Origin of the sequence: Streptomyces sp. NPDC012769 (assembly GCF_042901205.1) — a bacterium.
Classification (GTDB): domain Bacteria; phylum Actinomycetota; class Actinomycetes; order Streptomycetales; family Streptomycetaceae; genus Streptomyces.
The window spans coordinates 1129004-1155067 of sequence record NZ_JBIBCP010000001.1; the positions used below are offsets into that span (position 1 = coordinate 1129004).

General features: G+C 74.3%; 24 protein-coding genes and 1 pseudogene. 9 read left to right on the forward strand and 16 right to left on the reverse strand.

Annotated features, from left to right (window positions below; all coding sequences use genetic code 11):
• Positions 1 to 25: 25 nt before the first annotated feature.
• Positions 26 to 634, forward strand: coding sequence for an isopentenyl-diphosphate Delta-isomerase (gene idi / locus ACFY7C_RS05035; RefSeq protein ID WP_389643868.1), 609 nt, complete (start codon positions 26 to 28; stop codon positions 632 to 634).
• Positions 635 to 722: 88 nt separating this feature from the next.
• Here the strand turns inward: idi and ACFY7C_RS05040 are convergent.
• Together ACFY7C_RS05040 and ACFY7C_RS05045 are read right to left on the reverse strand one after the other, a co-directional pair.
• Positions 723 to 1169 (reverse strand): annotated as a pseudogene (locus ACFY7C_RS05040) (ATP-binding protein); the annotation flags it as partial.
• Positions 1170 to 1311: 142 nt separating this feature from the next.
• Positions 1312 to 1983, reverse strand: coding sequence for an HdeD family acid-resistance protein (locus ACFY7C_RS05045; protein ID WP_389643870.1), 672 nt, complete (start codon positions 1981 to 1983; stop codon positions 1312 to 1314).
• A gap of 65 nt (positions 1984 to 2048) precedes the next feature.
• Here ACFY7C_RS05045 and ACFY7C_RS05050 point away from each other — a divergent pair, with 65 nt between their 5' ends.
• Positions 2049 to 2792 (forward strand): enoyl-CoA hydratase/isomerase family protein, encoded by a 744-nt coding sequence (locus tag ACFY7C_RS05050; protein ID WP_389643873.1) that lies wholly within the window; start codon positions 2049 to 2051, stop codon positions 2790 to 2792.
• Between the two features lie 9 nt (positions 2793 to 2801).
• Here ACFY7C_RS05050 and ACFY7C_RS05055 read toward each other — a convergent pair whose 3' ends face one another.
• A complete protein-coding gene (locus tag ACFY7C_RS05055) occupies positions 2802 to 3446 on the reverse strand; it encodes a DJ-1/PfpI family protein (RefSeq protein WP_389643875.1) in 645 nt (214 codons plus the stop codon).
• Positions 3447 to 3516: 70 nt separating this feature from the next.
• On the reverse strand, positions 3517 to 4497 hold the full coding sequence (locus tag ACFY7C_RS05060) for a GlxA family transcriptional regulator (RefSeq protein ID WP_389643878.1): 981 nt from the start codon (positions 4495 to 4497) through the stop codon (positions 3517 to 3519).
• Positions 4498 to 4632: 135 nt separating this feature from the next.
• Between ACFY7C_RS05060 and ACFY7C_RS05065 the strand changes: the two genes are divergently transcribed.
• Positions 4633 to 5496: a hypothetical protein gene (locus tag ACFY7C_RS05065; protein WP_389643881.1), complete on the forward strand. Its 864-nt coding sequence runs from the start codon at positions 4633 to 4635 to the stop codon at positions 5494 to 5496.
• Between the two features lie 94 nt (positions 5497 to 5590).
• Positions 5591 to 7978 (forward strand): Tex family protein, encoded by a 2388-nt coding sequence (locus tag ACFY7C_RS05070; protein WP_389643884.1) that lies wholly within the window; start codon positions 5591 to 5593, stop codon positions 7976 to 7978.
• An 845-nt stretch (positions 7979 to 8823) separates the two neighbouring features.
• Here the strand turns inward: ACFY7C_RS05070 and ACFY7C_RS05075 are convergent.
• The 4 genes from ACFY7C_RS05075 to ACFY7C_RS05090 all read right to left on the reverse strand — a co-directional run bounded on the left by ACFY7C_RS05075 (position 8824) and on the right by ACFY7C_RS05090 (position 12261).
• Entirely contained in the window at positions 8824 to 9351 is a 528-nt protein-coding gene (locus ACFY7C_RS05075) for an ester cyclase (protein WP_389643887.1), read from the reverse strand.
• Between the two features lie 107 nt (positions 9352 to 9458).
• The gene (locus ACFY7C_RS05080; protein WP_389643890.1) at positions 9459 to 9863 is read right to left on the reverse strand and encodes a hypothetical protein; all 405 of its coding nucleotides are present in this window, start codon (positions 9861 to 9863) and stop codon (positions 9459 to 9461) included.
• A complete protein-coding gene (locus ACFY7C_RS05085) occupies positions 9860 to 10624 on the reverse strand; it encodes a 2-phosphosulfolactate phosphatase (RefSeq protein WP_389643892.1) in 765 nt (254 codons plus the stop codon). The genes ACFY7C_RS05080 and ACFY7C_RS05085 overlap by 4 nt, the downstream gene beginning before the upstream one ends.
• The gene (locus tag ACFY7C_RS05090; RefSeq protein ID WP_389643895.1) at positions 10624 to 12261 is read right to left on the reverse strand and encodes an ABC-F family ATP-binding cassette domain-containing protein; all 1638 of its coding nucleotides are present in this window, start codon (positions 12259 to 12261) and stop codon (positions 10624 to 10626) included. The genes ACFY7C_RS05085 and ACFY7C_RS05090 overlap by 1 nt, the downstream gene beginning before the upstream one ends.
• A gap of 60 nt (positions 12262 to 12321) precedes the next feature.
• Here ACFY7C_RS05090 and ACFY7C_RS05095 point away from each other — a divergent pair, with 60 nt between their 5' ends.
• Positions 12322 to 13311 carry an FAD-dependent oxidoreductase gene (locus tag ACFY7C_RS05095; protein ID WP_389643897.1) on the forward strand — a complete coding sequence of 330 codons (990 nt, stop codon included), beginning with the start codon at positions 12322 to 12324 and terminating at the stop codon, positions 13309 to 13311.
• A 345-nt stretch (positions 13312 to 13656) separates the two neighbouring features.
• Here ACFY7C_RS05095 and ACFY7C_RS05100 read toward each other — a convergent pair whose 3' ends face one another.
• From ACFY7C_RS05100 to ACFY7C_RS05110, 3 genes are all read right to left on the reverse strand, one after another.
• A complete protein-coding gene (locus ACFY7C_RS05100; protein ID WP_389643899.1) occupies positions 13657 to 13965 on the reverse strand; it encodes a hypothetical protein in 309 nt (102 codons plus the stop codon).
• Positions 13966 to 14082: 117 nt separating this feature from the next.
• A complete protein-coding gene (locus ACFY7C_RS05105) occupies positions 14083 to 15384 on the reverse strand; it encodes a M14 family metallocarboxypeptidase (protein ID WP_389643901.1) in 1302 nt (433 codons plus the stop codon).
• Entirely contained in the window at positions 15381 to 17444 is a 2064-nt protein-coding gene (locus tag ACFY7C_RS05110; protein WP_389643904.1) for a Xaa-Pro dipeptidyl-peptidase, read from the reverse strand. Before ACFY7C_RS05110 ends, ACFY7C_RS05105 begins: the two co-directional genes overlap by 4 nt.
• A gap of 200 nt (positions 17445 to 17644) precedes the next feature.
• Between ACFY7C_RS05110 and ACFY7C_RS05115 the strand changes: the two genes are divergently transcribed.
• Positions 17645 to 19219, forward strand: coding sequence for a M1 family metallopeptidase (locus tag ACFY7C_RS05115; protein WP_389643907.1), 1575 nt, complete (start codon positions 17645 to 17647; stop codon positions 19217 to 19219).
• Between the two features lie 178 nt (positions 19220 to 19397).
• Here the strand turns inward: ACFY7C_RS05115 and ACFY7C_RS05120 are convergent, their stop codons facing one another.
• A complete protein-coding gene (locus ACFY7C_RS05120; protein WP_389643909.1) occupies positions 19398 to 19961 on the reverse strand; it encodes a GNAT family N-acetyltransferase in 564 nt (187 codons plus the stop codon).
• 47 nt (positions 19962 to 20008) lie between these two features.
• On the opposite strand from ACFY7C_RS05120, the gene ACFY7C_RS05125 reads away from it, so the two are divergent.
• The gene (locus ACFY7C_RS05125; protein ID WP_389643912.1) at positions 20009 to 20632 is read left to right on the forward strand and encodes a TetR/AcrR family transcriptional regulator; all 624 of its coding nucleotides are present in this window, start codon (positions 20009 to 20011) and stop codon (positions 20630 to 20632) included.
• Positions 20633 to 20720: 88 nt separating this feature from the next.
• The gene (locus ACFY7C_RS05130; RefSeq protein ID WP_389643915.1) at positions 20721 to 22091 is read left to right on the forward strand and encodes a GH1 family beta-glucosidase; all 1371 of its coding nucleotides are present in this window, start codon (positions 20721 to 20723) and stop codon (positions 22089 to 22091) included.
• On the opposite strand, the gene ACFY7C_RS05135 is transcribed toward ACFY7C_RS05130, so the two are convergent.
• Both ACFY7C_RS05135 and ACFY7C_RS05140 read right to left on the reverse strand, forming a co-directional pair.
• Positions 22060 to 23061, reverse strand: a complete 1002-nt coding sequence (locus ACFY7C_RS05135) for an oxygenase MpaB family protein (RefSeq protein ID WP_389643918.1) — start codon at positions 23059 to 23061, stop codon at positions 22060 to 22062. The genes ACFY7C_RS05130 and ACFY7C_RS05135 overlap by 32 nt on opposite strands.
• A 141-nt stretch (positions 23062 to 23202) precedes the next feature.
• Positions 23203 to 23691 (reverse strand): hypothetical protein, encoded by a 489-nt coding sequence (locus tag ACFY7C_RS05140; RefSeq protein WP_389643921.1) that lies wholly within the window; start codon positions 23689 to 23691, stop codon positions 23203 to 23205.
• 183 nt (positions 23692 to 23874) lie between these two features.
• On the opposite strand from ACFY7C_RS05140, the gene sph reads away from it, so the two are divergent.
• The gene (gene sph / locus ACFY7C_RS05145) at positions 23875 to 24882 is read left to right on the forward strand and encodes a sphingomyelin phosphodiesterase (RefSeq protein ID WP_389643924.1); all 1008 of its coding nucleotides are present in this window, start codon (positions 23875 to 23877) and stop codon (positions 24880 to 24882) included.
• Between the two features lie 52 nt (positions 24883 to 24934).
• Here the strand turns inward: sph and ACFY7C_RS05150 are convergent, their stop codons facing one another.
• Together ACFY7C_RS05150 and ACFY7C_RS05155 are read right to left on the reverse strand one after the other, a co-directional pair.
• Positions 24935 to 25414: a hypothetical protein gene (locus tag ACFY7C_RS05150; protein WP_389643927.1), complete on the reverse strand. Its 480-nt coding sequence runs from the start codon at positions 25412 to 25414 to the stop codon at positions 24935 to 24937.
• Positions 25415 to 25530: 116 nt separating this feature from the next.
• Positions 25531 to 26013, reverse strand: a complete 483-nt coding sequence (locus ACFY7C_RS05155; RefSeq protein ID WP_389643930.1) for a macro domain-containing protein — start codon at positions 26011 to 26013, stop codon at positions 25531 to 25533.
• Positions 26014 to 26064: the final 51 nt, after the last annotated feature.

Sequence of the window (26064 nt, forward strand, 5' to 3'; positions counted from 1 at the left end):
GCGAGGACCGAAGCGAAGGATGGGTATGCCGACCACACCAGCCACCGTGGCCCACAGCTCCTCGAACGGCAGCCTGCCGGTCGCGGCCGAGGCGCCGATCTTGCTCGAACTGGTCGACGAGGACGGCGTCACGATCGGTACGGCGGAGAAGCTCGCCGCCCATCAGGCGCCGGGGCAGCTGCACCGGGCCTTCTCGGTCTTCCTCTTCGACGAGGCGGGGCGGCTGCTGCTCCAGCGGCGCGCCCTGGGCAAGTACCACTCCCCCGGCGTCTGGTCGAACACCTGCTGCGGCCACCCCTACCCGGGCGAGGCGCCGTTCGCGGCGGCCGCCCGGCGCACCTTCGAGGAGCTGGGCGTCTCGCCGTCGCTGCTCGCGGAGGCGGGGACGGTCCGCTACAACCACCCGGACCCGGCCTCGGGCCTGGTGGAGCAGGAGTTCAACCACCTCTTCGTCGGCCTGGTGCAGTCGGGAGTGCGGCCCGACCCGGAGGAGGTCGAGGAGACCGCCTTCGTGACCGCGGCCGAGCTCGCCGAGCGCCACGCGACCGCGCCGTTCTCCGCCTGGTTCATGACGGTGCTCGACGCGGCGCGCCCGGCGATCAAGGAGCTGACGGGTCAGTCCGGGGGCTGGTGAACTCGGGGAGTCCCGGTGCGGTGCCGGGCAGTGGTCCTGGCACCACGCTCGGCAGCACCGGTCCGGTCGGCGCCCCGCCCGGTACGAACGGGTTCAGGGGCAGCGCCGCCCAGATGATCTTGCCGCCGCTCGCGGTGTGCTCGACGTCGCAGGCGCCGCCGGACTCCAGCGCGATCTCCCGGACGAGCAGCAGTCCGCGCCCGCCGGTCTGGCCCCAGTCCGCTTCCAGGGCCTTGGGGCGGTAGGGGTGGTTGTCCTCGACGGACACCCGGACCCATTCCGCCCCGATCGCCACCTCCACCGCTATCTCCGGGGAGAGCAGCGCGGCGTGCTTGACCGCGTTGGTGACCAGCTCGGAGACGATGAGGAGCAGTCCCTGGACGGTGTCGTCGTGGACCGGGACGCTCTGCCTGATGAGAAGGTCGCGGACGGCGTGCCGGGCCTGCGGCACGGAGACGTCGACCGCGGGAGCGGTGAACCGCCAGACCCCTTCGTAGGACGGTGGCCGGGCGGGGACGCTCCCGCGGCTCTCCATAGTCCGGCTCCCGCCCTCGTGCTCGATTGTCGCCACAGGTCGAGTCTTGGGAATCCGCGGGTCCGGCTCGGGAAACTGACCAGAAATCGACACCTATCGATCGACTTCTGATCGGGTGAGTATGCCAACGTCAGTTGTTCGACTACTCCTGATCTCCTGCTGACGACTTCGGAGGACGGGCGTCCGGTGTGACCATACTGACGATACGGCGACCCCCGATTCCCATCGCGATCAGACCGAGACCGTCGAAGAGCAGCGCGAGCGAGAAGAACGTCCCGAGGACGTACCGGCTGCTGTCCGGCCAGTCGAAGAGCACCAGCAGGCCCAGCAGCAGCCCGAAGGCGCCCTGCAGCAGCGTCCAGCCGAACTGCGGGCCGCGCACCACCACGCTGCCGACCAGACGGAACACCCCGCCGGTCAGGAAGAGCAGGGCCGCGAACATGGTCAGCGCCTCGGCGGAGCCCTCCGGGTGCCGGATGACGACCAGGCCGGCCGCGATGTTCAGCGCGGCGACCACCACCGCGAGCCAGAAGTAGTTGCTGCCGCGCGACTCGATGGCGTGCAGCAGGCCGACGACCCCGCCGATCAGCAGCAGCCAGCCGAAGAGCAGCATCGAGGTCAGGGTGGCGACACCGGTGTAGATCAGTCCGACCACGCCGGCGAGCACGAGCAGGACGCCGAGGGCGGCCAGCCAGCCGAAGCTGCGGCTGAGCTTCCTCCCCTCACGGGCCAGCTCGTCCCTGAGCTCGCCGTCCCGCGGGCCGTCCGGGGGGCCGTCCGTCCTGTCCTGCGGGGGCGTGTCCTTGCGGGCCATGGGCGTCTCCTCCTCGCACCCCCTTCTTGATCGTACGTAGCGGGGGCCCGGATAGCATCCGGCGCATGGAGCCGCAGCTGACCGTCAGCGTCGTCGACGAGGTCGCCACCGTCGTCATCGCCAACCCCGCCAAGCACAACGCCATGACCGCGGGCATGTGGCGGTCCCTGCCCGGACTGCTCGCCCCGCTCGCCGCCGACCCTGCGGTGCGCGCCCTCGTGCTCACCGGCGCGGGCGAGACCTTCTGCGCCGGGGCCGACATCTCGACGCTGCGCGAGCCGGGCGACGAGCAGCAGGCCCTCGCGGTCCGCGCCGAGGAGGCGCTCGCCGCCTTCCCCAAGCCGACCCTCGCCGCGATCCGCGGCTACTGCGTCGGCGGAGGCAGCCAGCTCGCCGCCGCGTGCGACCTGCGCTTCGCCGAGGAGGGCGCCCGCTTCGGGGTGACCCCGGCGAAGCTCGGCATCGTCTATCCCGCCTCCTCCACCCGGCGCCTCGCCGCCCTGGTCGGCCCGTCGGCCGCCAAGTACCTGCTCTTCTCCGGCGAGTTCATCGACACCGCACGCGCGCTGCGGACCGGACTCGTGGACGAGGTGCACCCGGTGGGCGAACTCGACAAGCGGGTCGCCGAGTTCACCCGTACCCTCGTCTCCCGCTCCCTGCTCACCCAGGCCGCGGCCAAGGAGTTCGCCGACGGGCGCACCGACCGGGACGCGCACTGGGCCGAGCAGGCGCGCGGCAGCGGCGACACCGCGGAGGGTGTCGCCGCCTTCCTCGAACGCCGCGCGGCACGCTTCACCTACGGGCGCTGACGGGACCGGCTACGGCTCCTGGACGAGGACCTTCTCCGCCTTGCCGCGCCAGTGGGCGACGATCGCGGCCGGGGCCTTCTCGGGCGAGCCGGCGTCGTAGGGCGGCTGCGGGTCGTACTCGGTGAGCAGCTGGATGGTCTGCGCGGTCTCGTCGCCGGCGATGCGGCCGATCAGGTGCAGGGCCATGTCGATGCCGGAGGAGACCCCGGCGGCCGTGACGTACTTGCCGTCGAGGACGACGCGCTCGCCGGTCGGTTCGGCGCCCAGCGGGACGAGGTCGTCCAGCGCCAGCCAGTGGCTGGTGGCGCGGCGGCCCTTCAGCAGCCCCGCCCCGCCGAGGACGAGGGAGCCGGTGCACACCGAGGTGGTCCAGGTGCTGGCGGCGTCGGCGGCGCGCAGCCAGGCGAGGATCTCCGGGTCGTGCATGGCGTCGCGCGAGCCCGGCCCGCCGGGGACCAGGACGATGTCGGGCCGCGGCACGTCCCCGAGCGCCTTCTCGGCGACGAGGGCGAGGTTGCCCTGGTCGCCCATGACGGGGCCGGGCTCCTTGGCGACGAAGACGACCTCGGCGCCGGGCAGGCGCCCGAGGAGCTCGTAGGGCCCGATGGCGTCGAGCGTGGTGAGGCGGTCGTAGAGCAGGACGGCGATCTGCACGTCGGTGGTCCTTCCTGGTCGGATGACGGGGATTCGGGTGCCCGGGGCGGCGATGGTGGCGGGGCCCGGGTCACGGGGCCGGGGTGACGGGGGCGTGGAAGCGGCGGCGGTAGTCCGCCGGTGCGGTGCCGAACGCCTTGACGAAGGCGCGGCGCATCGCCTCCGGGGTGCCGTATCCGGAGGCACGGGCGACCTCCTGGACGCCCTGGACGGACTCCTCCAGGAGCCTGCGGGCGTGTTCGAGGCGTACGCGGTCGACGAAGCGGCCCGGCGTCGTACCGGTCTCGGCGTGGAAGGCACGCGCGAAGTGGCGGGGCGAGAGCCGGGCCCGGGCGGCGAGGGCCTCGACCGACAGGTCCGCCTCGGGGTGCTCGGCGATCCAGTGCTGGAGGTCCCGCAGCGGCTCCCTACGGGCGGTCTGCGCGGCCAGCTGGGCGCTGAACTGGGCCTGGTTTCCGGGCCTGCGCAGGAAGACGACCAGGTGGCGGGCGACGGTGAGGGCGGCGTCGCGGCCCAGGTCCTCCTCGACCAGGGCGAGCGCGAGGTCGATGCCCGCGGTCACCCCGGCGGAGGTGGACAGCCGGCCGTCCCGTACGAAGATCGGGTCGGGGTCGACGTCGACCTCCGGGTAGCAGCGGGCGAGGTGGTCGCAGGCGATCCAGTGCGTGGTGGCGCGGTGGCCGTCGAGCAGCCCGGCCTCCGCGAGCAGCAGCGCCCCGGTGCACACCGACACCAGCCGCTCCGCCGCCGGGGCGTGCGTGCGCAGCCAGTCGACGAGTGCGGGGGCGGGCGCGCGGGTCCCCTCGCCGCCGGGGACGAGCAGGGTGTGCGGGGGCCCGTCGGCCACGGCGTCCGCGAGCGTGGTGTCGGGCAGCAGCCGCAGCCCGCTGGACGAGCGGACCGGCCCGCCGTCGAGGGAGGCGGTCCGGATCGGGTAGCCGGCCCGTCGCCCGGCGAGGCGGGCGGCACCGGCGAAGACCTCCACGGGGCCGGTGACATCGAGGCTCTGCACGTCGTCGAAGAGCACGACGAGGACGGGTCGCTGCGTCATGCCCTCATCCTTCGCGGCGGCGCGCATGGCCGCAATGACGAGGCCCCCACCTTTCCTGCCATCGCCGAGCGGGCCGGTGGTCCGGCGCGGCCCCGGCATTCCCGCCGTACCGACCAGTAGGTAAGGTGCGGCTCCATGACGAACCTGCCGCCCCGCGCGGGCCGCCGCTGCGCCCACCCGGTGAACCTGCTGCACGCGACGCTGTTCTTCTCGCCCGACCTGGACACCGAGTTCCAGCGGCTCGGCGTCACGGACCGGAGCGCCGCGCGCCTGGCCGCCCGCAGCGCCCCGCTCGGGGCCGTAGGCGCCGGAACGGTCGCCGCGACCTTCTACAACTACAACCACGCCTTCCTCGCCCGGCACCTGCCGGCCGTCTGGGAGGCCGCCTCCCCCGCAGCCGTCCTCGACGCCCGGCTGCGGGCCGCGGACGCCACGCTGCGCCGGCTGCTCGGCGAGGAGGCCCTCGCCTCCCCCGAGATGGCGGAGGCGGCCGGACTCGCCCTGCGCGCCGCCGAGGCCTGCACCCGGCACGCCCGCCCGCTGTACGCCGGCAACGCCGACCTGCCGGTCCCGGACGCCCCGCACCTGCGGCTGTGGCACGCCACGACCCTGCTGCGCGAACACCGCGGGGACGGTCATCTGGTGGCCCTGCTGAGCGCGGGACTCGACCCGGTGGAGGCGCTGGCCAGCCACACCGCCACCGGCCGCGGCATGGCCCCGCGCTGGGTCCTGGGCACCCGCGGCTGGCGGCGCGCCGACTGGGACGCGGCCGTGGAGCGGCTGCGCGGGCGCGGGCTGCTCGACGCGGAGGGCGCGCTCACCGAGGCGGGCACGGCGCTGCGCGAGTCCCTGGAGGACGAGACGGACCGACTGGACGCCGCCCCGTACGAGCACCTGGGCGCGGACGGCACGGCCCGGCTCACCGAGCTGGCGAAGGGCTTCCTGGTGACGGCGGTCGGCGCGGGAGCGTTCCCCGCGGACCTGACCGGCAGGGCGTAGCGGACGTGGGGGCGGGTCGGTTGCCGCGTACGGGTGACCGACCCGGCAGAATGCTTCCGCAAGCTTGAGGCACGAGAAGGCGGGTCGGGACATCGTGACGACGTCCATCGAGGCAAGGATCGCCGAGGAGCTCGGCGTACGCGAGCGACAGGTGAAGGCGGCCGTCGAACTGCTCGACGGCGGTTCGACCGTGCCGTTCATCGCGCGCTACCGCAAGGAAGCGACCGAGATGCTCGACGATGCGCAGCTGCGCACGTTGGAGGAGCGGCTGCGGTATCTGCGCGAGCTGGAGGACCGGCGGACCGCCGTCCTCGACTCCGTACGCGAACAGGGCAAGCTGACGCCCGAGCTGGAGGCGCGGATCCGGGCCGCCGACACCAAGGCGCGTCTCGAGGACATCTATCTGCCGTTCAAGCCGAAGCGGCGGACCAAGGCGCAGATCGCCCGCGAGGCCGGTCTGGAGCCGCTGGCCGACGGGCTGCTCGCCGACCCGTCGGTGGAACCGCTCGCCGCGGCGGCCGCGTTCGTCGACGCCGACAAGGGCGTCGCGGACCCGGCGGCGGCCCTGGAGGGCGCGCGGGCCATCCTCACCGAGCGGTTCTCCGAGGACGCCGACCTCATCGGCGAGCTGCGCGAACGCATGTGGGGCCGGGGCCGGCTGGTGGCGAAGGTCCGGGAGGGCAAGGAGGAGGCGGGCGCGAAGTTCGCCGACTACTTCGACTTCGCCGAGCCGTTCACCGCGCTGCCCTCGCACCGGATCCTCGCCATGCTGCGCGGCGAGAAGGAGGACGTCCTCGCCCTGGAGCTGGAGCCCGAGGAGCCCACCGAGGGCCCTTCCTCGTACGAGCCGTTCATCGCCCGCCGCTTCGGCGTGGCCGACCGCGGCCGCCCCGGCGACAAGTGGCTCCAGGACACGGTCCGCTGGGCCTGGCGGACCCGGATCCTGGTCCACCTCGGGATCGACCTGCGGCTGCGGCTGCGGACGGCCGCCGAGGACGAGGCCGTGCGGGTCTTCGCCGCGAACCTGCGCGACCTGCTGCTCGCCGCTCCCGCCGGGACCCGGGCCACGCTGGGCCTCGACCCCGGTTTCCGTACGGGTGTGAAGGTGGCCGTGGTGGACGCGACCGGCAAGGTCGTGGCCACCGACACGATCTATCCGCACGTCCCGGCCAACAAGTGGGACGAGTCGCTCGCGAAGCTGGCCCGGCTCGCGAAGGAGCACGCGGTCGAGCTGGTCGCCATCGGCAACGGCACCGCGTCCCGCGAGACCGACAAGCTCGCCGGTGAACTCATCGCGAAGCACCCCGAGTTGAAGCTGACCAAGGTCATGGTGTCCGAGGCGGGCGCCTCGGTCTACTCGGCCTCGGCCTTCGCCTCGCAGGAACTCCCGGACCTGGACGTGTCGTTGCGCGGCGCGGTGTCCATCGCCCGCCGGCTCCAGGACCCGCTCGCCGAGCTGGTGAAGATCGACCCGAAGTCGATCGGCGTCGGCCAGTACCAGCACGACCTGTCCGAGGTGAAGCTCTCGCGCTCCCTCGACGCGGTCGTCGAGGACTGTGTGAACGGTGTCGGCGTCGACGTCAACACCGCCTCCGCGCCGCTGCTTTCGCGTGTCTCCGGCATCGGCGCCGGCCTCGCCGAGAACATCGTGGCCCACCGCGACGCCAACGGCCCCTTCCGCTCCCGCCGCGCCCTGAAGGACGTGGCCCGCCTCGGCCCCAAGGCGTACGAGCAGTGCGCGGGCTTCCTGCGGATCCGCGGCGGGGACGACCCGCTGGACGCGTCGGCGGTGCACCCGGAGGCGTACCCGGTGGTGCGCCGCATGGTGAAGTCGACGGGGGGCGAGGTCGCCGCGCTGATCGGCAACACGGGGGTGCTGCGCTCGCTGCGCGCGGACGACTTCGTCGACGAGACCTTCGGTCTGCCGACGGTCACCGACATCCTGCGCGAGCTGGAGAAGCCGGGCCGCGACCCGCGACCCGCGTTCAGGACGGCCACCTTCAAGGAGGGCGTGGAGAAGATCGCGGACCTGTCCTCCGGGATGGTCCTGGAGGGTGTCGTCACCAACGTGGCCGCGTTCGGCGCGTTCGTCGACATCGGCGTCCACCAGGACGGTCTCGTGCACGTCTCGGCGATGTCGAAGACCTTCGTCAAGGACCCGCGGGACGTGGTGAAGCCGGGTGACGTGGTGCGGGTGAAGGTCCTCGACGTCGACATCCCGCGCAAGCGGATCTCGCTGACGCTGCGGCTCGACGACGAGGCGACGGCGGAGTCCCCGTCCCCCAGGCGCGAACGCGGTGGCCGCCCGCCCCAGCAGCGCCGCGCCAGCGGTGGCGGCGGCGACCGCACCCGTGACCGCGGCCGCGACCGCGACCGTGCCCAGCCCGCCCCGCCTCCGGCGAACAGCGCGATGGCCGACGCCCTGCGCAAGGCCGGCCTTCTGAACGAGGGCGGAGGCGGCGGCAAGCGCCGCGGCCGCTGAGCCGCAGCAGACGCGAGGCGGGCCCGGGGCCACGGGCGGTGGGCGCACCCCGGGCCCGGGCCGTCCGGCCGGGCCGGGGCCGGTGGCCGAGGGTTCGCGGCCGGGCGCGAGCCCTGGCCCGGGCCCGGGCCCGGAGGGGCGGGTGCCCAAACCCTCGGCCGGTCCGCACTCGGGTTTCCGGGCCGGAGCTGCCGGGCCCGGATCGCAACGCGGGCCTGGGCCCGGAGGGGCAGGTGCCGAAGCCCGAGCCGCACGGGCGGTCCGCGCTCGGGTTTCCGGGCCGGGACCGCAACGGGCGGGCGCGGTGACCGACCGTACGGCGCGCGGCCGCCGGAAGGACGGGGGCCCGATCCCCCGCTCGGGCAGCCGCTCAGCGGTCGGTGCCGCTTGTACCGCCGGCCACATCGGGACCTGGGGCCGAGCCCCGAGGCCGACGCCCGGACCGCAACGCGGGTCCGGCCCCGGAGAGGCGGGTGCCACAGCCCGAGCCGTACGGCCGGTCCGCGCTCGGGATTCCGGGCCGGAGCCCCCGAGCCCGGATCGCAACCGGCGGGCGCGGCGGGCGGCCGTACGGCGCGCGGCCGCCGGAAGGACGGGGGCCCGATGCCCCGCTCGGGCGGCTGCTCAGCGGTCGGTGCCGCTCGGGGCTTGGGCGGAGCCCCGGGCCGACGCCCGGACCGCAACGCGGGCCCGGCCCCGGAGGGGCAGGTGCCACAGCCCGAGCCGTACGGCCGGTCCGCACTCGGGATTCCGGGCCGGAGCCCCCACACCCTTCCGGCGGCCGTGCGGCGCGCGGCCGCCGGAAGGGTGTGGGGCCCGGTGGACCGCTCGGCGGGGCGTCGAGGTCAGTCTCGGCCGCATTCCGTCCGGCGGGGACCGGGCGGTCCGGCGAGGACGTCCCCGGCGGCGCCCCGCGCGGCCTGGGAGGCCCGCTTCGTCGCCGCGGCGGCGCGGATCCGGGCGAGGTCGATGCCGGACTGCTCGCAGAGCGTGGCGAGGTCGAAGTACAGGGTCTCGCCGGCCATCCGGCCGTCCCGGAAGGGGGCGACGTTCGTGAACGGGACGGCGAAGCCCCGGCCGCTCGGCGGTACGCCGAGCCAGTCGCCGCCGCTGGTGCCCCGCAGCACTCCCCAGACGACGATGACGTCGTCACCGAACGCCTGGCCCTGGTCGTCGGGGCGGAGATCCGGGAACGCGGTGAAATAGCCCTGGTACGCGGCGCGGGCGGCGTCGCGGCCCTCGCTGCGCAGGCCCAGCGGCACGGTGTCCAGGTAGCAGTCCGCCACGAAGGTGGCGAGGATGGCGTCGTAGTCCCGGGCGGCCTCGGCGGCCCGGTGGGTCTCGAACACCCGGATCATCTCGTCGCGGTCCATGACGTGCCGTCCTGTCCGTCCGGTGACGTCCCCACCCCGATTCTACGAACGGGCCGGGCCCCCGGCGCGGCACGCGACGGGGACCCGTGACCGGCCCCCCGCGACGGCTACGGCACGAACCGCAGGGCCCAGTCCGCCCGGTTCGCCACCGACAGGTCGTCGTCCTCCGTCAGGGGCCGGAGCAGCCGCTCGGCGGTCTTCGGGTCGGCCTGGACCAGGTCGACGATCTCGGCGGCCAGGCCGTCCTGGTCGTCGCCGAGGTCGACGGCGGAGGCGCGGACGAGGACCGGGAGCCTGTCGGTGCCGCCGAGGGCGGCGATGACGCCGCCGAGCAGCTCGCGGGCGTAGGAGTTGCGGTCGGCGACCGCCCGGTCGAGTTCCGCCTCCAGGCGCGGGAGCGCCCCCTGGTCGCCGGACGCGGCGATCTCGTCGGCGACCTCGATCGTCTCGTCGAGGTCGGCGTCGAAGTCGTCCAGCATCTCGATGAGCCGGGTCACGCGGTCGTCGGTCATGGTGCCTCCTGGAATGCGCCGTCCACGAGGACGGGTACCACGGTCGACGCGTCGATCTCGGCGGCCACCTCCACGTCCTGCGGATAGCCGTACTCGTACAGTTCACGGCCCGAGTCGCAGCCGTGCAAGGCGGCGACCGGGTCCTCCGTGGCCGCCCACAGCGTCGCCGCCGCGGTCGCCTCGGGGGTGAAGGGGTGCGGGGCGAGGTCCCGCAGCGCGGCCAGCACCGCTCCGGCCCCGAGCAGGTCCTCCAGGGCGGGGCGCAGGGAGCCGTCCGGCCACCGCTCGCCGGAGGCGACGACGGCGAGGGGCCGGTCGGCGGAGCCGTATCCGTGGGCGGCGAGCCAGTGGGCGACGGCGGTCCGGTTGCGCAGGGAGGCGGCGACGACGGTCGCCCGGCCGGCCGCGGCCTCGACGGAGATGCTGGAGCCGTTCGGGGAGGGCAGCACCAGGCGGCCCGGCGCGCCGCCCGTCACGCGAGCCGGCGCGGGCACGGGCGCGGAGCGCAGGGCGGCCGGGGACAGCGACCACGGGTGCGTCTCGGTGGCCTCGCTCCGGCCCACGGCGAGCACGGCGCCCTGCTCCTTCGCGTACGCCAGGGCGCTCGCGTCCCGCCAGCGGTACGGGTACACCGCGGCGCCGCCCTCGACGGCCACGCCGACGGACGTCGTGAAGGAGAGGACGTCGACGACGACCACGCAGCCGGTCGCGGCGGCGAGCGCCCGTGCCTCGACCGGCCCCCACCCGAAGGAGACGGTCATCAGAGCTCGGTCACCTTGCCGTCGGCGACCTCGACGCGCCGGGTGGTGCGGACCGCGTCGAGCATCCGGCGGTCGTGGGTGACGAGCAGGAGGGTGCCGTCGTACGAGTCGAGGGCGGACTCCAGCTGTTCGATGGCCGGCAGGTCGAGGTGGTTGGTCGGCTCGTCGAGGACGAGCAGGTTCACTCCGCGGCCCTGGAGGAGGGCGAGCGCGGCGCGGGTGCGTTCACCGGGCGAGAGGGTCGTGGCGGGACGCATCACGTGGTCGGCCTTGAGGCCGAACTTGGCGAGCAGGGTGCGGACGTCGGCCGGCTCGGTCTCGGGGACGGCGGCGCAGAACGCGTCGAGGAGGGTCTCCGTACCGTGGAAGAGCCCCCGTGCCTGGTCGACCTCGCCGACGACGACGCCGGGTCCGAGGGCCGCGTCGCCCGCGTCCAGCGGGAGCCGGCCGAGGAGCGCGGCGAGCAGGGTGGACTTGCCGGCTCCGTTGGCGCCGGTGATCGCGACCCGGTCGGCCCAGTCGATCTGGAGCGTGACGGGTCCGAAGGCGAAGTCGCCGCGGCGCACCTCGGCCTCGCGCATGGTGGCGACGACCGCGCCGGATCGGGGCGCGGCGGCGATCTCCATGCGCAGCTCCCACTCCTTGCGGGGCTCGTCGACGACGTCGAGGCGTTCGATCATGCGCTGGGTCTGGCGGGCCTTGGCGGCCTGCTTCTCGCTGGCCTCGCCGCGCAGCTTGCGGCCGATCTTGTCGTTGTCGGTCGCCTTGCGGCGGGCGTTGCGGACGCCCTTGTCCATCCAGTTGCGCTGCATGAGGGCGCGCGATTCGAGGGAGGCCTTCTTGTCGGCGTACTCCTCGAATTCCTCGCGGGCGTGCCGCCGGGCGGTGGCCCGCTCCTCGAGGTAGGCCTCGTAGCCGCCGCCGTAGAGGGTGATCTGCTGCTGGGCGAGGTCGAGTTCGAGGACCTTGGTGACCGTGCGGGTGAGGAACTCGCGGTCGTGGCTGATGACGACCGTTCCGGCCCGCAGGCTCCGGACGAAGGTCTCGAGCCGCTCCAGGCCGTCGAGGTCGAGGTCGTTGGTGGGCTCGTCGAGGAGGAAGACGTCGTAGCGGGAGAGGAGGAGGGAGGCGAGTCCGGCGCGGGCGGCCTGGCCGCCGGAGAGGGAGGTCATCGGCTGGTCGAGGCCGACGGTGAGGCCGAGGGAGTCGGCGACCTCCTCGGCGCGCTCGTCGAGGTCGGCGCCGCCGAGGTCGAGCCAGCGCTCCAGGCTGACGGCGTACGCGTCGTCGGCGCCGGGCGTGCCGTCCACGAGGCCCTGGGTGGCCTCGTCCATGGCCGCCTGGGCGGCGGCGACGCCGGTGCGCCGGGCGAGGAACGCACCGACGGTCTCGCCTTCGCGCCGCTCGGGCTCCTGCGGGAGGTGGCCGACGGTCGCGGTGGGCGGGGAGAGCCGCAGTTCTCCGTCCTCGGGGGTGTCGAGGCCCGCGAGCAGCCGGAGCAGGGTCGACTTCCCGGCTCCGTTGACGCCGACGAGGCCGATGACGTCCCCGGGGGCGACGACGAGGTCGAGCCCGGAGAAGAGGGAACGGTCGCCGTGGCCGGCGGCGAGGTTCTTGGCGACGAGGGTGGCAGTCATCAGGGGATGAATCCTAGGTCAGGGCCCGGGCGGGGGCGGCATCCCGGTACGGTCCCGGGCATGGGCAGCGATGGGGTCGTGGACGTGGTCGTGGTGGGTGGCGGGGTCGTCGGTCTGACGACCGCGATCCGACTGGCGGAGCGGGGGCTGCGGGTCCGGGTCCGGTCGCGGGACGCGGTGACGGGCACGACCTCGGCGGTGGCGGGGGCGCTGTGGTGGCCGTACCGGATCGAGCCTGCGGCGGAGGTGGGCGCCTGGTCGCTGGCCTCGCTGCGGGTGTACGAGGAGCTGGCGGCCGACCCGGCCGCGACGGGGGTCCGGCTGGTGGCCGGCGTGCACGCGGACACGCTGCTGGCGGGTCTTGGCACCTGGGCCGGGGAGATCGCCGGGCTGCGGCAGCTGGCGCCGGAGGAGGTGCCGGGGCCGTACGCGGTGGGGCTCGCGGCCCGGCTTCCGCTGATCGACATGCCGGTCCACCTGGGGTGGCTGCGCGCGCGGTTCGAGGCGGCGGGCGGGGTCGTCGAGCAGGGGGCGGTGCGCGGGCTCACCGAGGCGGGCGCGGGGGCGGCGGCGGGGGTGACGGCTCCGGTGGTGGTGAACTGCACGGGGCTCGCCGCGCGCGAGCTGGTGCCGGACCCGGGGATGCGGGCGGTGCGGGGGCAGCTGGTGCTGGTGGAGAACCCGGGCGTGGACACCTGGTTCACCGCGGCCGACGGGGCGTCCAGCGAGACGACGTACTTCTTTCCGCAGCCGGGGCGGCTGATCCTGGGCGGCACGGCGCAGGAGGGCGACGAGCGGGCCGAGCCGGACGCGGCGACGGCGGCGGCGATCGTGGCGCGCTGCGCCCGGATCAGGCCGGAGATCGCCCGGGCCCGGGTCCTGGGCCACCGGGTGGGTTTGCGGCCGGCGCGCGAGGGCGGGGTCCGCATCGAGGCGGAGACGCTGCCGGGCGGCGGGCTGCTGGTGCACAACTACGGGCACGGCGGGGCGGGCGTCACGGTGGCGTGGGGATGCGCGGACCGGACGGCCGAGCTGGTCCTCGGGAGCTGACGGGGCAGCGGTGCGGGAGCCGTACCGGAGCCCGCGTCGGCGCCCGCACGATCCTTGCGCGGCGCGACCCCGGAGCGGCGCCAGCCCGGAGCGGCGCGACCCCGGAGCAGCGCGACCCCGGAGGGGCGCGACCCCGGAGCGGCGCCAGCCCGGAGCAGCGCCAGCCCGGTGCGGTGCGATCGCGGAGCCCGTACACCCCCGGCCCGTACGACCGAATGCCCCGCCCGGCGGCACGCCCGTACCACCCGAGCCGTACACCCCGACCCCATACGACGGAACGCCCGCCCGGCGGGCCGGGGGCCTGCCGGGCGGGCGGGGTCGTGCTGCGCGGCTCCCGCGAGGGTTCTAGCGCGGGAAGGGCTTCGAGGCCTCGTTGTCGCCGTCGATGCAGTTCCGGATCCGGCGGTCGAGGGCGTCGGCCTGGGCGTTGACCCTGCGGGCCTCCGCCGTGGCGCCGAGGCGCTTCAGCTTGGCGGCCTTGTCGCGCAGGTCGCGGGACTGCTTGCGCATGTCCTCCACGTGGCAGGTGCCGACCTTGCCGGCGGCCTGGGCCGTCGGGGCGGTCACGGCCTGCCCGAGCAGCAGGCCCCCGGCCAGCAGCGTCGTGGCGGCCAGAGCCGTCAGGGTGCGGCGCAGCGGCGTCGCGTTCGTCATGGTGTCACTCCAAGTTCCGGGCCGTTTCGGCCCGTTCAGGTATAGTCAATACCGATGGGTAACCTTACCCGGAATGATCATGACCCCGGACCGTCGCTGACGTCGGTCACCAGGTCCTCAACACCTCTCCACAGGCTCTCCCCGAGTGATCCCGTACTCCGCCCGGGGGTCGAGCAGCAGCGCCACCAGCGCCCTTCGGGACTGCCGTAGCGGCACCAGCACCCCCTCACCCTCCTGGCGCACCACGACTCCGTGCAGATCCAGTTCGTCGCCGACCTCCGCGTACTGAGCGCCCGTCAGGCGGTAGGCGCACGGAGGGTCCTTGAGGATCTCGCCGGGTTCGGCCGGGTCGTTGTCGGCGCCGCCGAGCAGGACGGGTCCGCGGTCGGCGAAGCCGGTGTGCCGGGCCCGGGCGGTGGCGGCCGCGAGCGGGCCCTGGCGCTCGTCGAGATAGGCGAAGGCGCCTTTGAGCGCGGCCCGTTGGGTGGCGACCCTGCGTCGGTGGCTCAGGGCCGGGTCGTCCTGCTCGCCCGGGTCGAGGGCGTCCTCGCGGGTCTCGACGAGCAGCCCGACGGCGTGCTTGACGCCGGCGGTGTTGCGCAGGATGCGCTCCTGGCCGTCTCCCGCGACCTGCTTGACGGGCTTGCCGGTGAGGGGGTCGGTCCAGATGCCGTAGATGCCGCTGTCGTAGCCGGCGCGGCCGGCGGCGGGCCGCACATACGCCTCGGACAGGGTGTGGGACTCGTCGTGGACGCGCGGGTCGGTGTTGAGGTTGCGCGGCCAGAGGGCGAGCAGGTCCTTGTCGTAGTAGTGCGGGGTGGCGCCGTACTCGTGGAGGTCGTAGATCAGTTCGGGGCGCCGGTCCCGGACGATCGCGGCCAGGGCCCGGCCCTCGGCGGTGCGCAGCGCGAGGTGGTCGCGGTTGATGTCGACGCCGTCGCTGTTGCCCCGGGTGTTCGCCTCCCGGCCGTCGGGGTTGGCGGTGGGGACGACGAGGAAGGTGGTGCGGGCCAGGAGGCTTCGGGTGGCGTGGTCCCGGGGGTGGGCGAGGTCGCGCAGGGTGGTGAGACAGGCTTCCCGGCCCGAGGGTTCGTCCCCGTGCTGGGTGCAGATCAGCAGCACGGTGGTGGGGCCGGTGCCGACGGTGGCCAGGCGCAGCGGGCGGCCTTGCGCGGTGGTGGCGACCGTGCGGACGGTGAGCCGTGCGCTGCCCCGGTCGAGGGCGGCGAGGAAGGCGGTCTCCTCGGCCTCGGTGGTCCACCGTGCCCCGTCGCTCGTCTCGAATCCGGTGCGCGGTGCGGGAGGCGGGGGCGCGCTGCCGACGGCCTCGGTGGGGGCGGCGAGGAGCGGCAGGCCGAGGGCCGCGGCGCCCGCCGCGGTCAGGAGAGCACGTCGACGGCTTCGGAGGGTGCGGGTCATCGGACCTCACCGGGGATCGGGGCGCCGGTGCGCCGAGGCGTGGCGGCGCCGGTCGGAGCGACACGCTGCTGAACGTCCGCGCCGGCCGGAAGGTCACCCGTCGTTCCGGGGCCGGTGGTGGCGCGGTGGAAGGCCAGGGGCCCGCCGAGCAGGGGTACGGCGGCCCGGGTGCGGGCCAGGTCGAGCGTGAGGGAGGGCCTGGTCGACGGAGGGTCGAGCAGGTCCCGGTCGGTGCCGGCGACGATGAGCGCGAGCCGGTGGCCGGCGGGCACGACATGGTCGGTGGCGGCGAGGTCGAGGGTGATCGTGTACGCCCGTCCGGGGGTGAGCGGCCGGCCGCGGCGGGGGTCCGCCCAGGTGCCGAGGTCGGCCCAGCCGCGGCTGACGACCGTGTACGCGACGTCCGCGGTGCGCGCCGTCGTCTCCTTGTAACAGGCGCTGTCGCCCGCGGTGCTCGCGCCCCAGCAGGTGCGCTCGGCGAGGGTGGTGATGCCTTCGCCCGGCGCGTCGTAGGCGCGGATGGTGTCGGGCCCGAGGTCGACGAGGACGGCGGTCAGGTGCGCGGTCGGGGTGCTCGGGGTGGCGGTGACGGTCACCCTGGAGGCGCCGGAGATCCGCAGGTCGCGGGCGAGGGGGCGGGTGGTGAAGGAGGCCTTGGCGGGGGTGGAGCGGTCGGCGTCGGCGGCCCAGTCGAGTTCGCCGAGGGCCGGGTCGTCGGTGAAGGTCTCGGTGCTGCCGGGGGCCGCGGAATCACGGCCGAGGATGCCGACACCGGGGGCGGTGCCGGGCGCGGGGCGGAGCACGGTGGGCGCGGTGCCGCGCGGGGGCCAGCTGCGGTCGGTGGTCCAGCGGTCGGGGGCGCGCTCGATGTCGGCCATCGGTTCCCGGTCGATGCCGTTGTCGTGGCCGAGGAGATAGTGGTCGAACCAGCGGTGGAGGGTGCGGACCCACTCGGCGCGGCGGAAGTCGAAGGGGTCGACGTGCCCGGTCTGCGAGAGCCAGATCTTGCGCTCGACGCCGTGGGCGGCGAGGGCGTCCCACCAGCGGCCGAAGTGGCCGGCCCGGACGTTCAGGTCCTGCTGTCCGTGGACGACGAAGACGCTGGCCCGCACCTTGCCGGCGTCGGCGACGTGGTCGCGCTCGGTCCAGGCCGGGGTCCAGTCGCCGCTGTACGGCGTGGCGGCGGCGATACGTTCCTGCACGGCGCCGCAACGCGCCCTGGCCTCGGGGCTGTCGACGTAGTCGGAGAGCCAGGTCGGGTTGGCGTCGTAGAGCGGGGCGCCCTGGGAGTGGAAGTAGTCGTACCAGGAGGAGATCGCGCCGATCGGGACGATGGTGCGCAGCCCCTCGACGCCGGTGGCGGCGACCCCGTTGGCGACGGTGCCGTCCCAGCTCTTGCCGATCATGCCGACGGCGCCGGTGGACCAGGCGGTGGCGCGGGCGGGCCGGTCTCCGGTGCGGGTGGTGTAGCCCGGGGCGCGGCCGTTCAGCCAGTCGACGACGGCTCTGGCGGACTGGACGTCGGAGCGTCCGCCGACGTCGTTGCAGCCGTCGGAGCGGCTGGTGCCGGCGAGGTCGACGGCGACGAAGGCGTAGCCGCGCGGGACGAAGTAGTTGTCGTAGAAGAGCGGGAAGCCGACCGGGTCGCCGTCGGCGTCGTAGGTCTTCTTCTGTCCCTCGTTGCCGCGTCCGCAACAGGCGTAGTACGGGCTGGCGTCCATGATGACCGGGACTTTCCGGCCGGCCGCGGCGGGTTCCCGGGGGCGGACGATGTCGACGGCGACCCGGTCGGTGCGGCCGTCGGCGTCGGCGTCGAGTCCGGTGTCGACCCAGACGGACTCGCGGACGGCGTCGGCGTAGGAGTGCACCGGCCGCGACTCGGGGACGGACGGCGCGACGGGTGACGGAAAGGACGACGGGACGGGCGGCGGGGCGGCCTGGGCCCCGCCGGGGGCGATCAGGACCGCGGTGAGGGCGGTGGTGAGGGCGGCCGTGGCGAAGGCGGCCAGGGGTGTGCGCGACGAACGGGCTCCGCGGGTTCTCCGCACGCGTATCGGCATGGGCGGAAGGTACTCCGGTCGACTCCCGCGCAAAAGAGTGCCGCCCCGGACAAGCGGTACGTGTGATTCATGTCGGCCGAATGGCGATCATGTGACAGGTGGTGCTCTGGACGTGACGGGCCGTCGGAGCGCTGAATAGTGTCGCCAAGGACCGACGACCACCCGTGCGTCTTGTGATTCTTACGACTTGGGGAGCACCTGTGCACCGCAGACTCATCGTCCCGAGCGCCCTCGCGGCCTCCCTGCTGCTGGCGATCCCGGCATCGGCGGCCGACTTCGTCCCGGGCGCGCCGGGCATCGGCGACTCCTACTACCCGGCCAGCGGCAACGGCGGCTACGACGTCTCGCACTACGACCTGCGGCTGAAGTACCAGCCGGCGACGGACCTGTTGGAGGGCACGGCGACGATCCTCGCCACCACCACGCAGAACCTGTCGCGCTTCAACCTGGACCTGGGCCTCAAGGTCGGCGAGGTGCGGGTGAACGGCCGGATCGCGAAGTTCACCGCCTCCGGCGACCACGAGCTGGAGGTCACCCCGGCCGTCCCGCTGGCGAAGGGCAAGTCCGTCTCGGTCGTGGTCCGTTACGCGGGCAAGCCCTCCGAACTGAAGATAGGCGGCTGGACCGCCTGGCACCGCACCCCGGACGGCGGCGTCGCGGCCCAGGAGCCGGACTCGGCGGTCTGGTGGTTCCCGTCGAACGACCACCCGCTGGACAAGGCCACCTTCGACGTCTCGGTCCTGGTGCCGGACGGCACCCAGGCGATCAGCAACGGCGTGCTCCAGTCGCAGTCCTCCCGGCTCGGCTGGACCCGCTACAACTGGCGCTCCAACAAGCCGCAGGCGACGTACCTCGCCACGCTGGCGGTCGGCAAGTTCGACATCACCACCGACAAGACCGCGAACGGCCTGCCGGTCCTCAACGCGTACAGCAAGGACCTCGGCGACAACGCGGGCGCGGCGCGCGCGTCGATCGAGCGGACCGCCGAGGTCGCCGAGTGGCTTGAGTCGGTCTTCGGGCCGTACCCCTTCAACTCCCTCGGCGGCTACGTGCCCAACGTGACCAGCGGCTACGCCCTGGAGACGCAGACCCGGCCGTTCTACAGCCCGCGACAGTTCGCGAACGGCGCGAACGTCTCCGTGGTCGTCCACGAGCTGGCCCACCAGTGGTACGGCGACAGCGTGTCGGTCGCCGACTGGAAGGACATCTGGGTCAACGAGGGCTTCGCCCGCTACAGCCAGTGGCTGTGGTCGGAGAAGGAGGGCGAGGGCACGGCCCAGGAGCTCGCCGACTACGTGTACGGGACGCGGGCGGCGGAGGACCCGTTCTGGACCGTGAAGCCGGGCGACCCGGGCGCGGACGACCAGTTCCACATCGCCGTGTACGACCGGGGCGCGCTGGCGCTGCAGGCGCTGCGCAACGAGATCGGTGACGAGGACTTCTTCGCGATCCTCAAGGGCTGGCCGCAGGAGCACGCGTACGGCAACGCCTCGGTGGCCGACTTCGTGACGTACGCGGAGCGGGTGTCGGGCAAGCCGCTCGCGGCGCTGTTCGACACCTGGCTCTACCAGCCGGTGAAGCCCGCCGCCCCGGCGGCGGCGGAGGCGGGCGTCGCGGCGGCCCCGACGGCCCGGACGGCGGGCTCGGCGGCGGCCGGGAAGCCGGCGAAGCCGGTGCAGCCGAAGTCGTGGAAGAAGATCGCGGAGACGAACACCATCCACGACCACGACGGCGAGCACGCGGCCGGGCACGAGCGCGAGCACGACGGGCACTGAGGCAGGGCGGGCGCCGAGGCAGGGCGGGCGCCGAGGCAGGTCGGGCGCTGACGTACGGCCGGTACCGACGCAGGTCGGGCACGGACCTACGGCCGTTACTGACGTCCGCCTGCGCGCCTCGGCACGCGGGGCGGCGCCCTCGTCCCTCCCCTCGGGGCGGGTCGGGGGCGCCGCCGCGTCAGCGGCGGGCGTCCGCGCGGCGGTCCCGCCATGCGGGGGCGAGGACGGCCCAGATCTGCTGGTCGTGGCGGACGCCGTCGTAGGGCCATGCCTCACGCCGTACGCCTTCGAGAGTCATGCCGAGCCGCTCGGCCACCGCGGCGCTGCGGCCGTTGTCGGCCCGGCAGAGCCATTCGGCGCGGTGCAGCCCGCGCTCGACGAGGGCCCAGTCGAGGAGGACCGCGCAGGCGTCGGTGACCAGTCCGTGTCCCTCGCCGGCGGGTTCGGTCCAGCAGCCCAGCTCGCAACTGCCCGAGGCGGCGTCGAAGCCGGTGAACATCACGCCGCCGATCAGGGTCCCCTCCCGCCAGATGCCGTAGAGGCGGCCGCCGTCGGCGGCCCTGCGCTCGCCGTAGCGGACGAGGGTGCCCCGGGCCCCCTCGAGGTCCGTGGTGACGAACCCCTGCCCGACCCACGGCCGGATGTGCTCACGGGCCCGGTCCATGTGGGCGGCGAACTCCTCGGCGTGCCAGGTCTCGAGCGGGCGGAGCTCTGCGTCGTCCCGCAGCGGGAGGGAGAACATGGGGACCCCATTCGCACAACAAGCGTTATGACTATTACCGTAGCAGCATGCCACGCACCAAGGGCGACCACGAGGCCCGGCGCCGCGATGTGTCCGAGGCGGTCTGGCGGGTCCTCGCCGCGCACGGCTTCGGCGGTCTGACGCTGCGCGCCGTGGCCACCGAACTCGGCGCCACTACGGGCCTGTTGACCCACTACTTTCCGGCCAAACGCGACCTGGTCGCCCACGCCCTCGACCTCCTCGACGAGCGCACCGCCGCCCGCCCGCGCCGCTGTGCCGGTCAGGGCCTCGCCGCCGTGCGGGCCGCCCTGCTCGACATCCTGCCGCTCACCGCCGAGGCCACGGCGAGCAACCGCATCTGGGTCTCCTCCTGGGACCCCGCTCTGGCGGACCCCGCCCTGAGCGCGGGCCACGCCGAGAAGTACGCGCGCAGCCGGGTCCGGCTCGCCGAACTCGTCGCGACGGCCCAGGAGCTCGGCGAACTGCCTCCCGGCGACCCGGCCCGGCTCGCGGCCGGTGCCCAGTCCTTCGCCCTCGGCCTGGTGGTCCAGGCCCTCTTCGCCCCGGACGCCTTCCCGCCCGAGCACCAGGTGCGGCTCCTCGACGACTATCTGACCTCCCTGGCCGGCGGGTCACCCCGGCCGCCGTCGTCGGCGGGAGGGGCCGCGTGAGGGCGGAGTCCTGACACCGACCGGCAGGTCCTCGTCGTGGCCTCCGTGCTCTTCGTGCCCTCCGCACGGTGGCGGGCGTTTTCCTCACATGAACGCTCTCTTCCCCGCCGGCTTCCGCTGGGGCTCCGCCACCGCCGCGTACCAGATCGAGGGCGCGGCCGCCGAGGACGGCCGCACGCCGTCGATCTGGGACACCTTCAGCCGTACGCCGGGCCGGGTGCGCAACGGCGACACCGGCGACATCGCCACCGACCACTACCACCGCGTGCGCGAGGACATCGCGCTGATGAAGGAGCTCGGGCTCACCGACTACCGCTTCTCGCTCTCCTGGTCCCGCGTCCTGCCGGGCGGCCGGGGGCCCGCGTCGCAGAAGGGCCTCGACTTCTACCGGGGGCTCGTCGACGAGTTGCGCGACGCGGGCATCCGGCCGGTCGCCACCCTCTACCACTGGGACCTGCCGCAGGAGTTCGAGGAGCGGGGCGGGTGGCCGGAGCGGGCGACGGCCGAGCGGTTCGCCGAGTACGCGGCGGTCGCCGCCGGGGCGCTCGGCGACCGAGTGGCCACCTGGACCACGCTCAACGAACCGTGGTGCGCCGCCTTCCTGGGGTACGGCGCCGGTGTGCACGCCCCGGGGCGCACCGACGACCGGGCGGCGCTGCGGGCCGCGCACCACCTCAACCTGGCGCACGGTCTCGCCGTGCAGGCGCTGCGGGCGGCCCTGCCCGCGCCCGCCGAACTGTCCCTTACCCTCAATCTCCACGCGCTGCGGCCGTACGCGGACACGCCCCAGGACCGGGAAGCGGTCCGCAGGATCGACGCCGTCGGGAACCGGATCTTCCTGGACCCGGTGTTCCACGGGCGGCTGCCGGACGACCTGGTGGCGGACACGGCCGGGATCACGGACTGGTCCTTCGTCCACGACGGCGATCTGGAGACCGTCTCGGCCCCGATCGACGTCCTGGGGGTCAACTACTACTGCCCCGCCGTGGTCGGCGCCGGAACGTCCGAGACGCCCTCGCCGTGGCCGGGCGCCGCCGGGCACGTGGGCTTCCCGCACGTGCCCGGCCCGCGCACCGCGATGGACTGGCCGGTGGACGCGGACGGGCTCCACGAGCTGCTCGTGCGCCTGCGGGACGAGCTGCCGCACGTACCGCTCATGATCACGGAGAACGGCGCCGCGTACGACGACTACGCCGACCCGGAGGGCGACGTCCACGACCCCGAGCGCATCGCCTACCTCCACGCCCACCTGGCGGCGGCGCACCGGGCGCTCGACGCCGGGGTGGACCTGCGGGGCTACTTCCTCTGGTCGCTGCTCGACAACTTCGAGTGGGCGTACGGCTACGGCAAGCGCTTCGGGATCGTCCACGTGGACTTCCCCACGGGCCGCCGCACGCCGAAGGACAGTGCCCGCTGGTACGCGGACCTCATCGCCCGTAACGGGCTGCCGCCCCGCTGACCCGAGCCGCCCGGCGGGCCCGGCGGGCGAGCGGGAGGTAGCGCAGTCGCTCGGGGAGTACGGGCACCACGACCCGTACGACCCGGGCGAAGCGGCGCAGCCGCCGCTCCTGGCCCTCGGTCCACTCCAGACCGATGGCGGCACGGGCGTCCGGCGGCATGAGCCCGACGGTGAGGAAGGACCGGGCCCGCAGGAAGGGGCCCCGCAGCACCGGCCACAGCGCCTTGAGGGCGAGCCGCACGGGCAGCGGACCGCGGTCGGGGGCCGGTACCGGCAGGTCGGTGGCGACCAGATCGCGGACGACGACGGTGGCCTCCAGCTCCTCGTCGAGGACGCGGCGGTAGTACGGCCAGAACTCCTCGATCGTCTGCGGCATGTCCCGGTCGTGGATGCCGAGCACCCGGCCGACCTGGAGCCACTCGGCGTAGAGCTGCCGTTCCTGGGCCTCGGTGAGGGGGCGGGCGAGGTAGCGCAGTCCGTGCCGGTAGATCGGGTAGCCGGTGGCGTGGACCCAGGCGTAGTAGGCGGGGGTGAGGGCGTGGTAGCGGCGGCCGTGCGCGTCGGTGCCCTGGATCTCCTTGTGGAGCGCGCGGAGCCTGCGGCCCTCCTCGGCGGCCGCCTCGCCGCCGTAGATCCACAGCTGGAGCGAGCGCAGGGAGCGCTCGCCGCGACCCCAGGGGTCGGTGCGGAAGACCGAGTGGTCGTCGACTCCGGCTCCGACGGCGGGGTGCGCCACCTGGAGGGTGAGGGCGGCGGGCAGCATCAGCAGCGCCCGGACGTCTCCGGCGACGGTCCACAGCACGCCGCCGGCGGGCGGCGGCACGGGCTCCCCTCGCCGCGTCGCCCGCCGGGCCCCGGGCTCGGCCCCGCGCCACGCCGGCTCGGTCGGCGGAGCCCCGGGCGACGAGGTGTCGCTCGTCGGGGTGTCGCTCGGCGGAGTGGCGGGGTCCGGGGACTGCGGTTGGGGCATCGGGCCGTTCTTCCTCACGCGGTCGTCTCCTCTCAGGCTGCCGGTGCCGTACGCGACGGGCAAGGCGCGGATACGACGCGGGGCCGCGGCCCGGGCGTGACGGCCCGGGGCGCGGCCCCGTACGGGTGGGTGCGCGGTGCGTCAGGAGCGCTCGGCGCCGACCGGCTCGCCGACGATGCGGCCGGCCAGGGCACGGGCCCAGGCGTCGACGTCACCGGCGAGCTCGCGCTCGGCGGCCTCGCGCTCGACGGCGATCTGCTCGTGGCCGGAGGCGAGGATGGCCTCGCGCTCGCGCACGCCCTCGGCGCGGGCGGCGGCGATGGCCGCGGAGCCCTCCTCGGTGGCCTGCGCGCGGATGCGGGCGGCGTCGTGGCGGGCCTCGGCGAGCTCGGCCTCGTACTGCGCGCGGATGGCGGCGGCCTCGGAGCGCAGGTCGTCGGCACGCTCGGTGCCGCCGTCGATGGCGTCCTCACGCTCGGCGAGCGTGCGGTTGATCTTCGGCAGGATCCCCTTGGCCAGGATCAGGAAGGTCAGGCCGAAGAGGACGGCACCCAGGATGAGCTCGGCCAAGACGGGGTTGAGCGGGCCCAGGTCCATGGGGAAGATCTGCGAGTTCTGCGCGAGGGTCATGGCCGCATCCTACCTGGTCGCAATCGTCGCAATTCAGGCAGATGCCTGGCCGTCGCCGGAGAGTTGGCGCGTTTGTGCGAGCTACGCAAGATTGACGGCATCCAATGGCTACCGGAAGGTAACCACGGCTGATTTGATGTGCGGCGCCCGGTCCAACCCCCCACTCTTCCATGGGAGTTCACAGTGCCGTTCGCCGCGCTCCGCCGTATCCCCGGCGCAGCCCTCTCCGTCGCGCTCGCCGCCGCCACCCTGACCGCGACCGCGCCCGCCGCCTCGGCCGCCGAAACAGCGACCTCCGCGACCACCGCGACCCCGCGGCTGAAGGTGCTGACCTACAACGTGTTCCTGTTCTCCAAGTCGCTGTACCCGAACTGGGGCCAGGACCACCGGGCCGCCGCGATCCCGCAGACGCCCTTCTTCCAGGGCAACGACGTCGTCGTGCTCCAGGAGGCCTTCGACAACTCCACCTCCGACTCCCTGAAGGCGAAGGCGGCCGCCCAGTACCCGCACCAGACGCCGGTCGTCGGCCGCTCGACCTCGGGCTGGGACGCCACGGGCGGCGCCTACTCGGCCACCACGCCGGAGGACGGCGGCGTGACGCTGCTGAGCAAGTGGCCGATCGTCCGCAAGGAGCAGTACGTCTACAAGGACGCCTGCGGCGCGGACTGGTACTCGAACAAGGGCTTCGTCTACGCCGTCCTCGACGTCAACGGCACCAAGGCGCACGTCGTCGGCACGCACGCCCAGTCCACCGACCCGGGCTGCTCGGCGGGCGAGGCGGCGCAGATGCGCAGCCGCCAGTTCAAGAACATCGACGCCTTCCTGGACGCCAAGAACATCCCGGCGGGCGAGCAGGTGATCGTCACGGGCGACCTCAACGTGGACTCGCGCACGCCCGAGTACGCGACCATGCTCGCCGACGCGGGCCTGGTCGGCGCGGACGCCCGCACCGGTCACCCCTACTCCTTCGACACGGAGCAGAACTCCATCGCCCGCGACCGCTACCCGGACGACCCGCGCGAGGACCTCGACTACGTCCTGTTCCGCGCCGGCCACGCCCGCCCGGCGGGCTGGACCAACCACGTGGTCCTGGAGCAGAGCGCGCCCTGGACCGTCTCCAGCTGGGGCACCCGCTATACGTACACGAACCTTTCGGATCACTACCCCGTCGTGGGTCACGCGGCGGGCTGACCGCCACGCCGCCGGGCGGTGCGGGGCTCGCGCGAAGCGAGCCCCGCACCACCTAGTACGCGCCGCCGAAGGCGCTGTACGCCCAGAGGGCGACGACGCCGGCGACGCACAGCAGCACCACCCACGAGCCGATGCCCGTGTGGCGCCCCTTGCGCGGGCGGGCCGCCCTCGCCGGACGGCCGGAGCGGGCGGGACGGGCCGAGCGGGCGGGTCTGGCGGCGCCCGCCGCGGACGGCGCCGCGTCGGCGGCGGTCTCGGCGAGCAGGCGCCGGCAGACCGCGGCCAGCTCGGTGGTGCCCGACGTGAGGTCCACCACGGCCTCCAGGCGGGCGGGCGCGGTCGTCCCGCCGTCCAGGATCCGGCCGGCGCGGACCAGCGCCTGGTCCTTGCCGCCGGTCGGCGCCAGGCTGATCCAGCGCCGCACATGCTCGCCCCGGATCACCACCCCGCCGCCGCGCTCGCGGTAGACGGTGTGCTCCCGCCACAGGAGCACGGCCAACTCCGTGGCCGTCTCCCTGAGTTGCGCCTGCATAACCCTCCCCTGTCATGCCCTGAATTCGAACAGGCGCATGACTCTAGCGTCCGTCGCTCCCCGCCCTCGACGGAGGTACCCCCGTCCGGGCGCCCGCCCGGACCCCACCGGGTCCGCTACGCCCCGAAGTCGTACACCGTGACCGCAATCCCCCGCGCCGACAGGCGCTCGGCTATCAGCGGCTCGACCCGCGACCACTTCCCGCCCGCGAGCCCGCAGCCGATCCGGGGCATGTGCACGGACGCCCCCAGCTCCACCGCCCGGTCGGCGAGCAGCCCGAGGGCCGCGTCGATCGCCTCGTACCGCACCGGCACTCCGGTGCTCCGCCCCGTCCTCATCCCGCGCTGCCCCACCAGGTTGGCCACCCACACATACGGCTCCACCTGGACGAACTGGGCCGCGCCGAGCCCGAAGTCGTTCCTCGCCCGCTCGCGGTGCCAGCGGCGGTAGGCCGCCTCGGGCTCCGGCCAGCGGCGGGAGACGGCGAGGACGAAGCCCTTGCCCCAGCCGCCGAGGTCGTTGCAGACATGCGCCACGATCTTGACGCCCTTGCCGCGCGGCGCGGTGGCGTCCCCCCGTACGTACTCGATCACGGTCATGGCACCACCGTACGAGCCGCCACCGACAACGGCCCCACCCTTTTACACGCC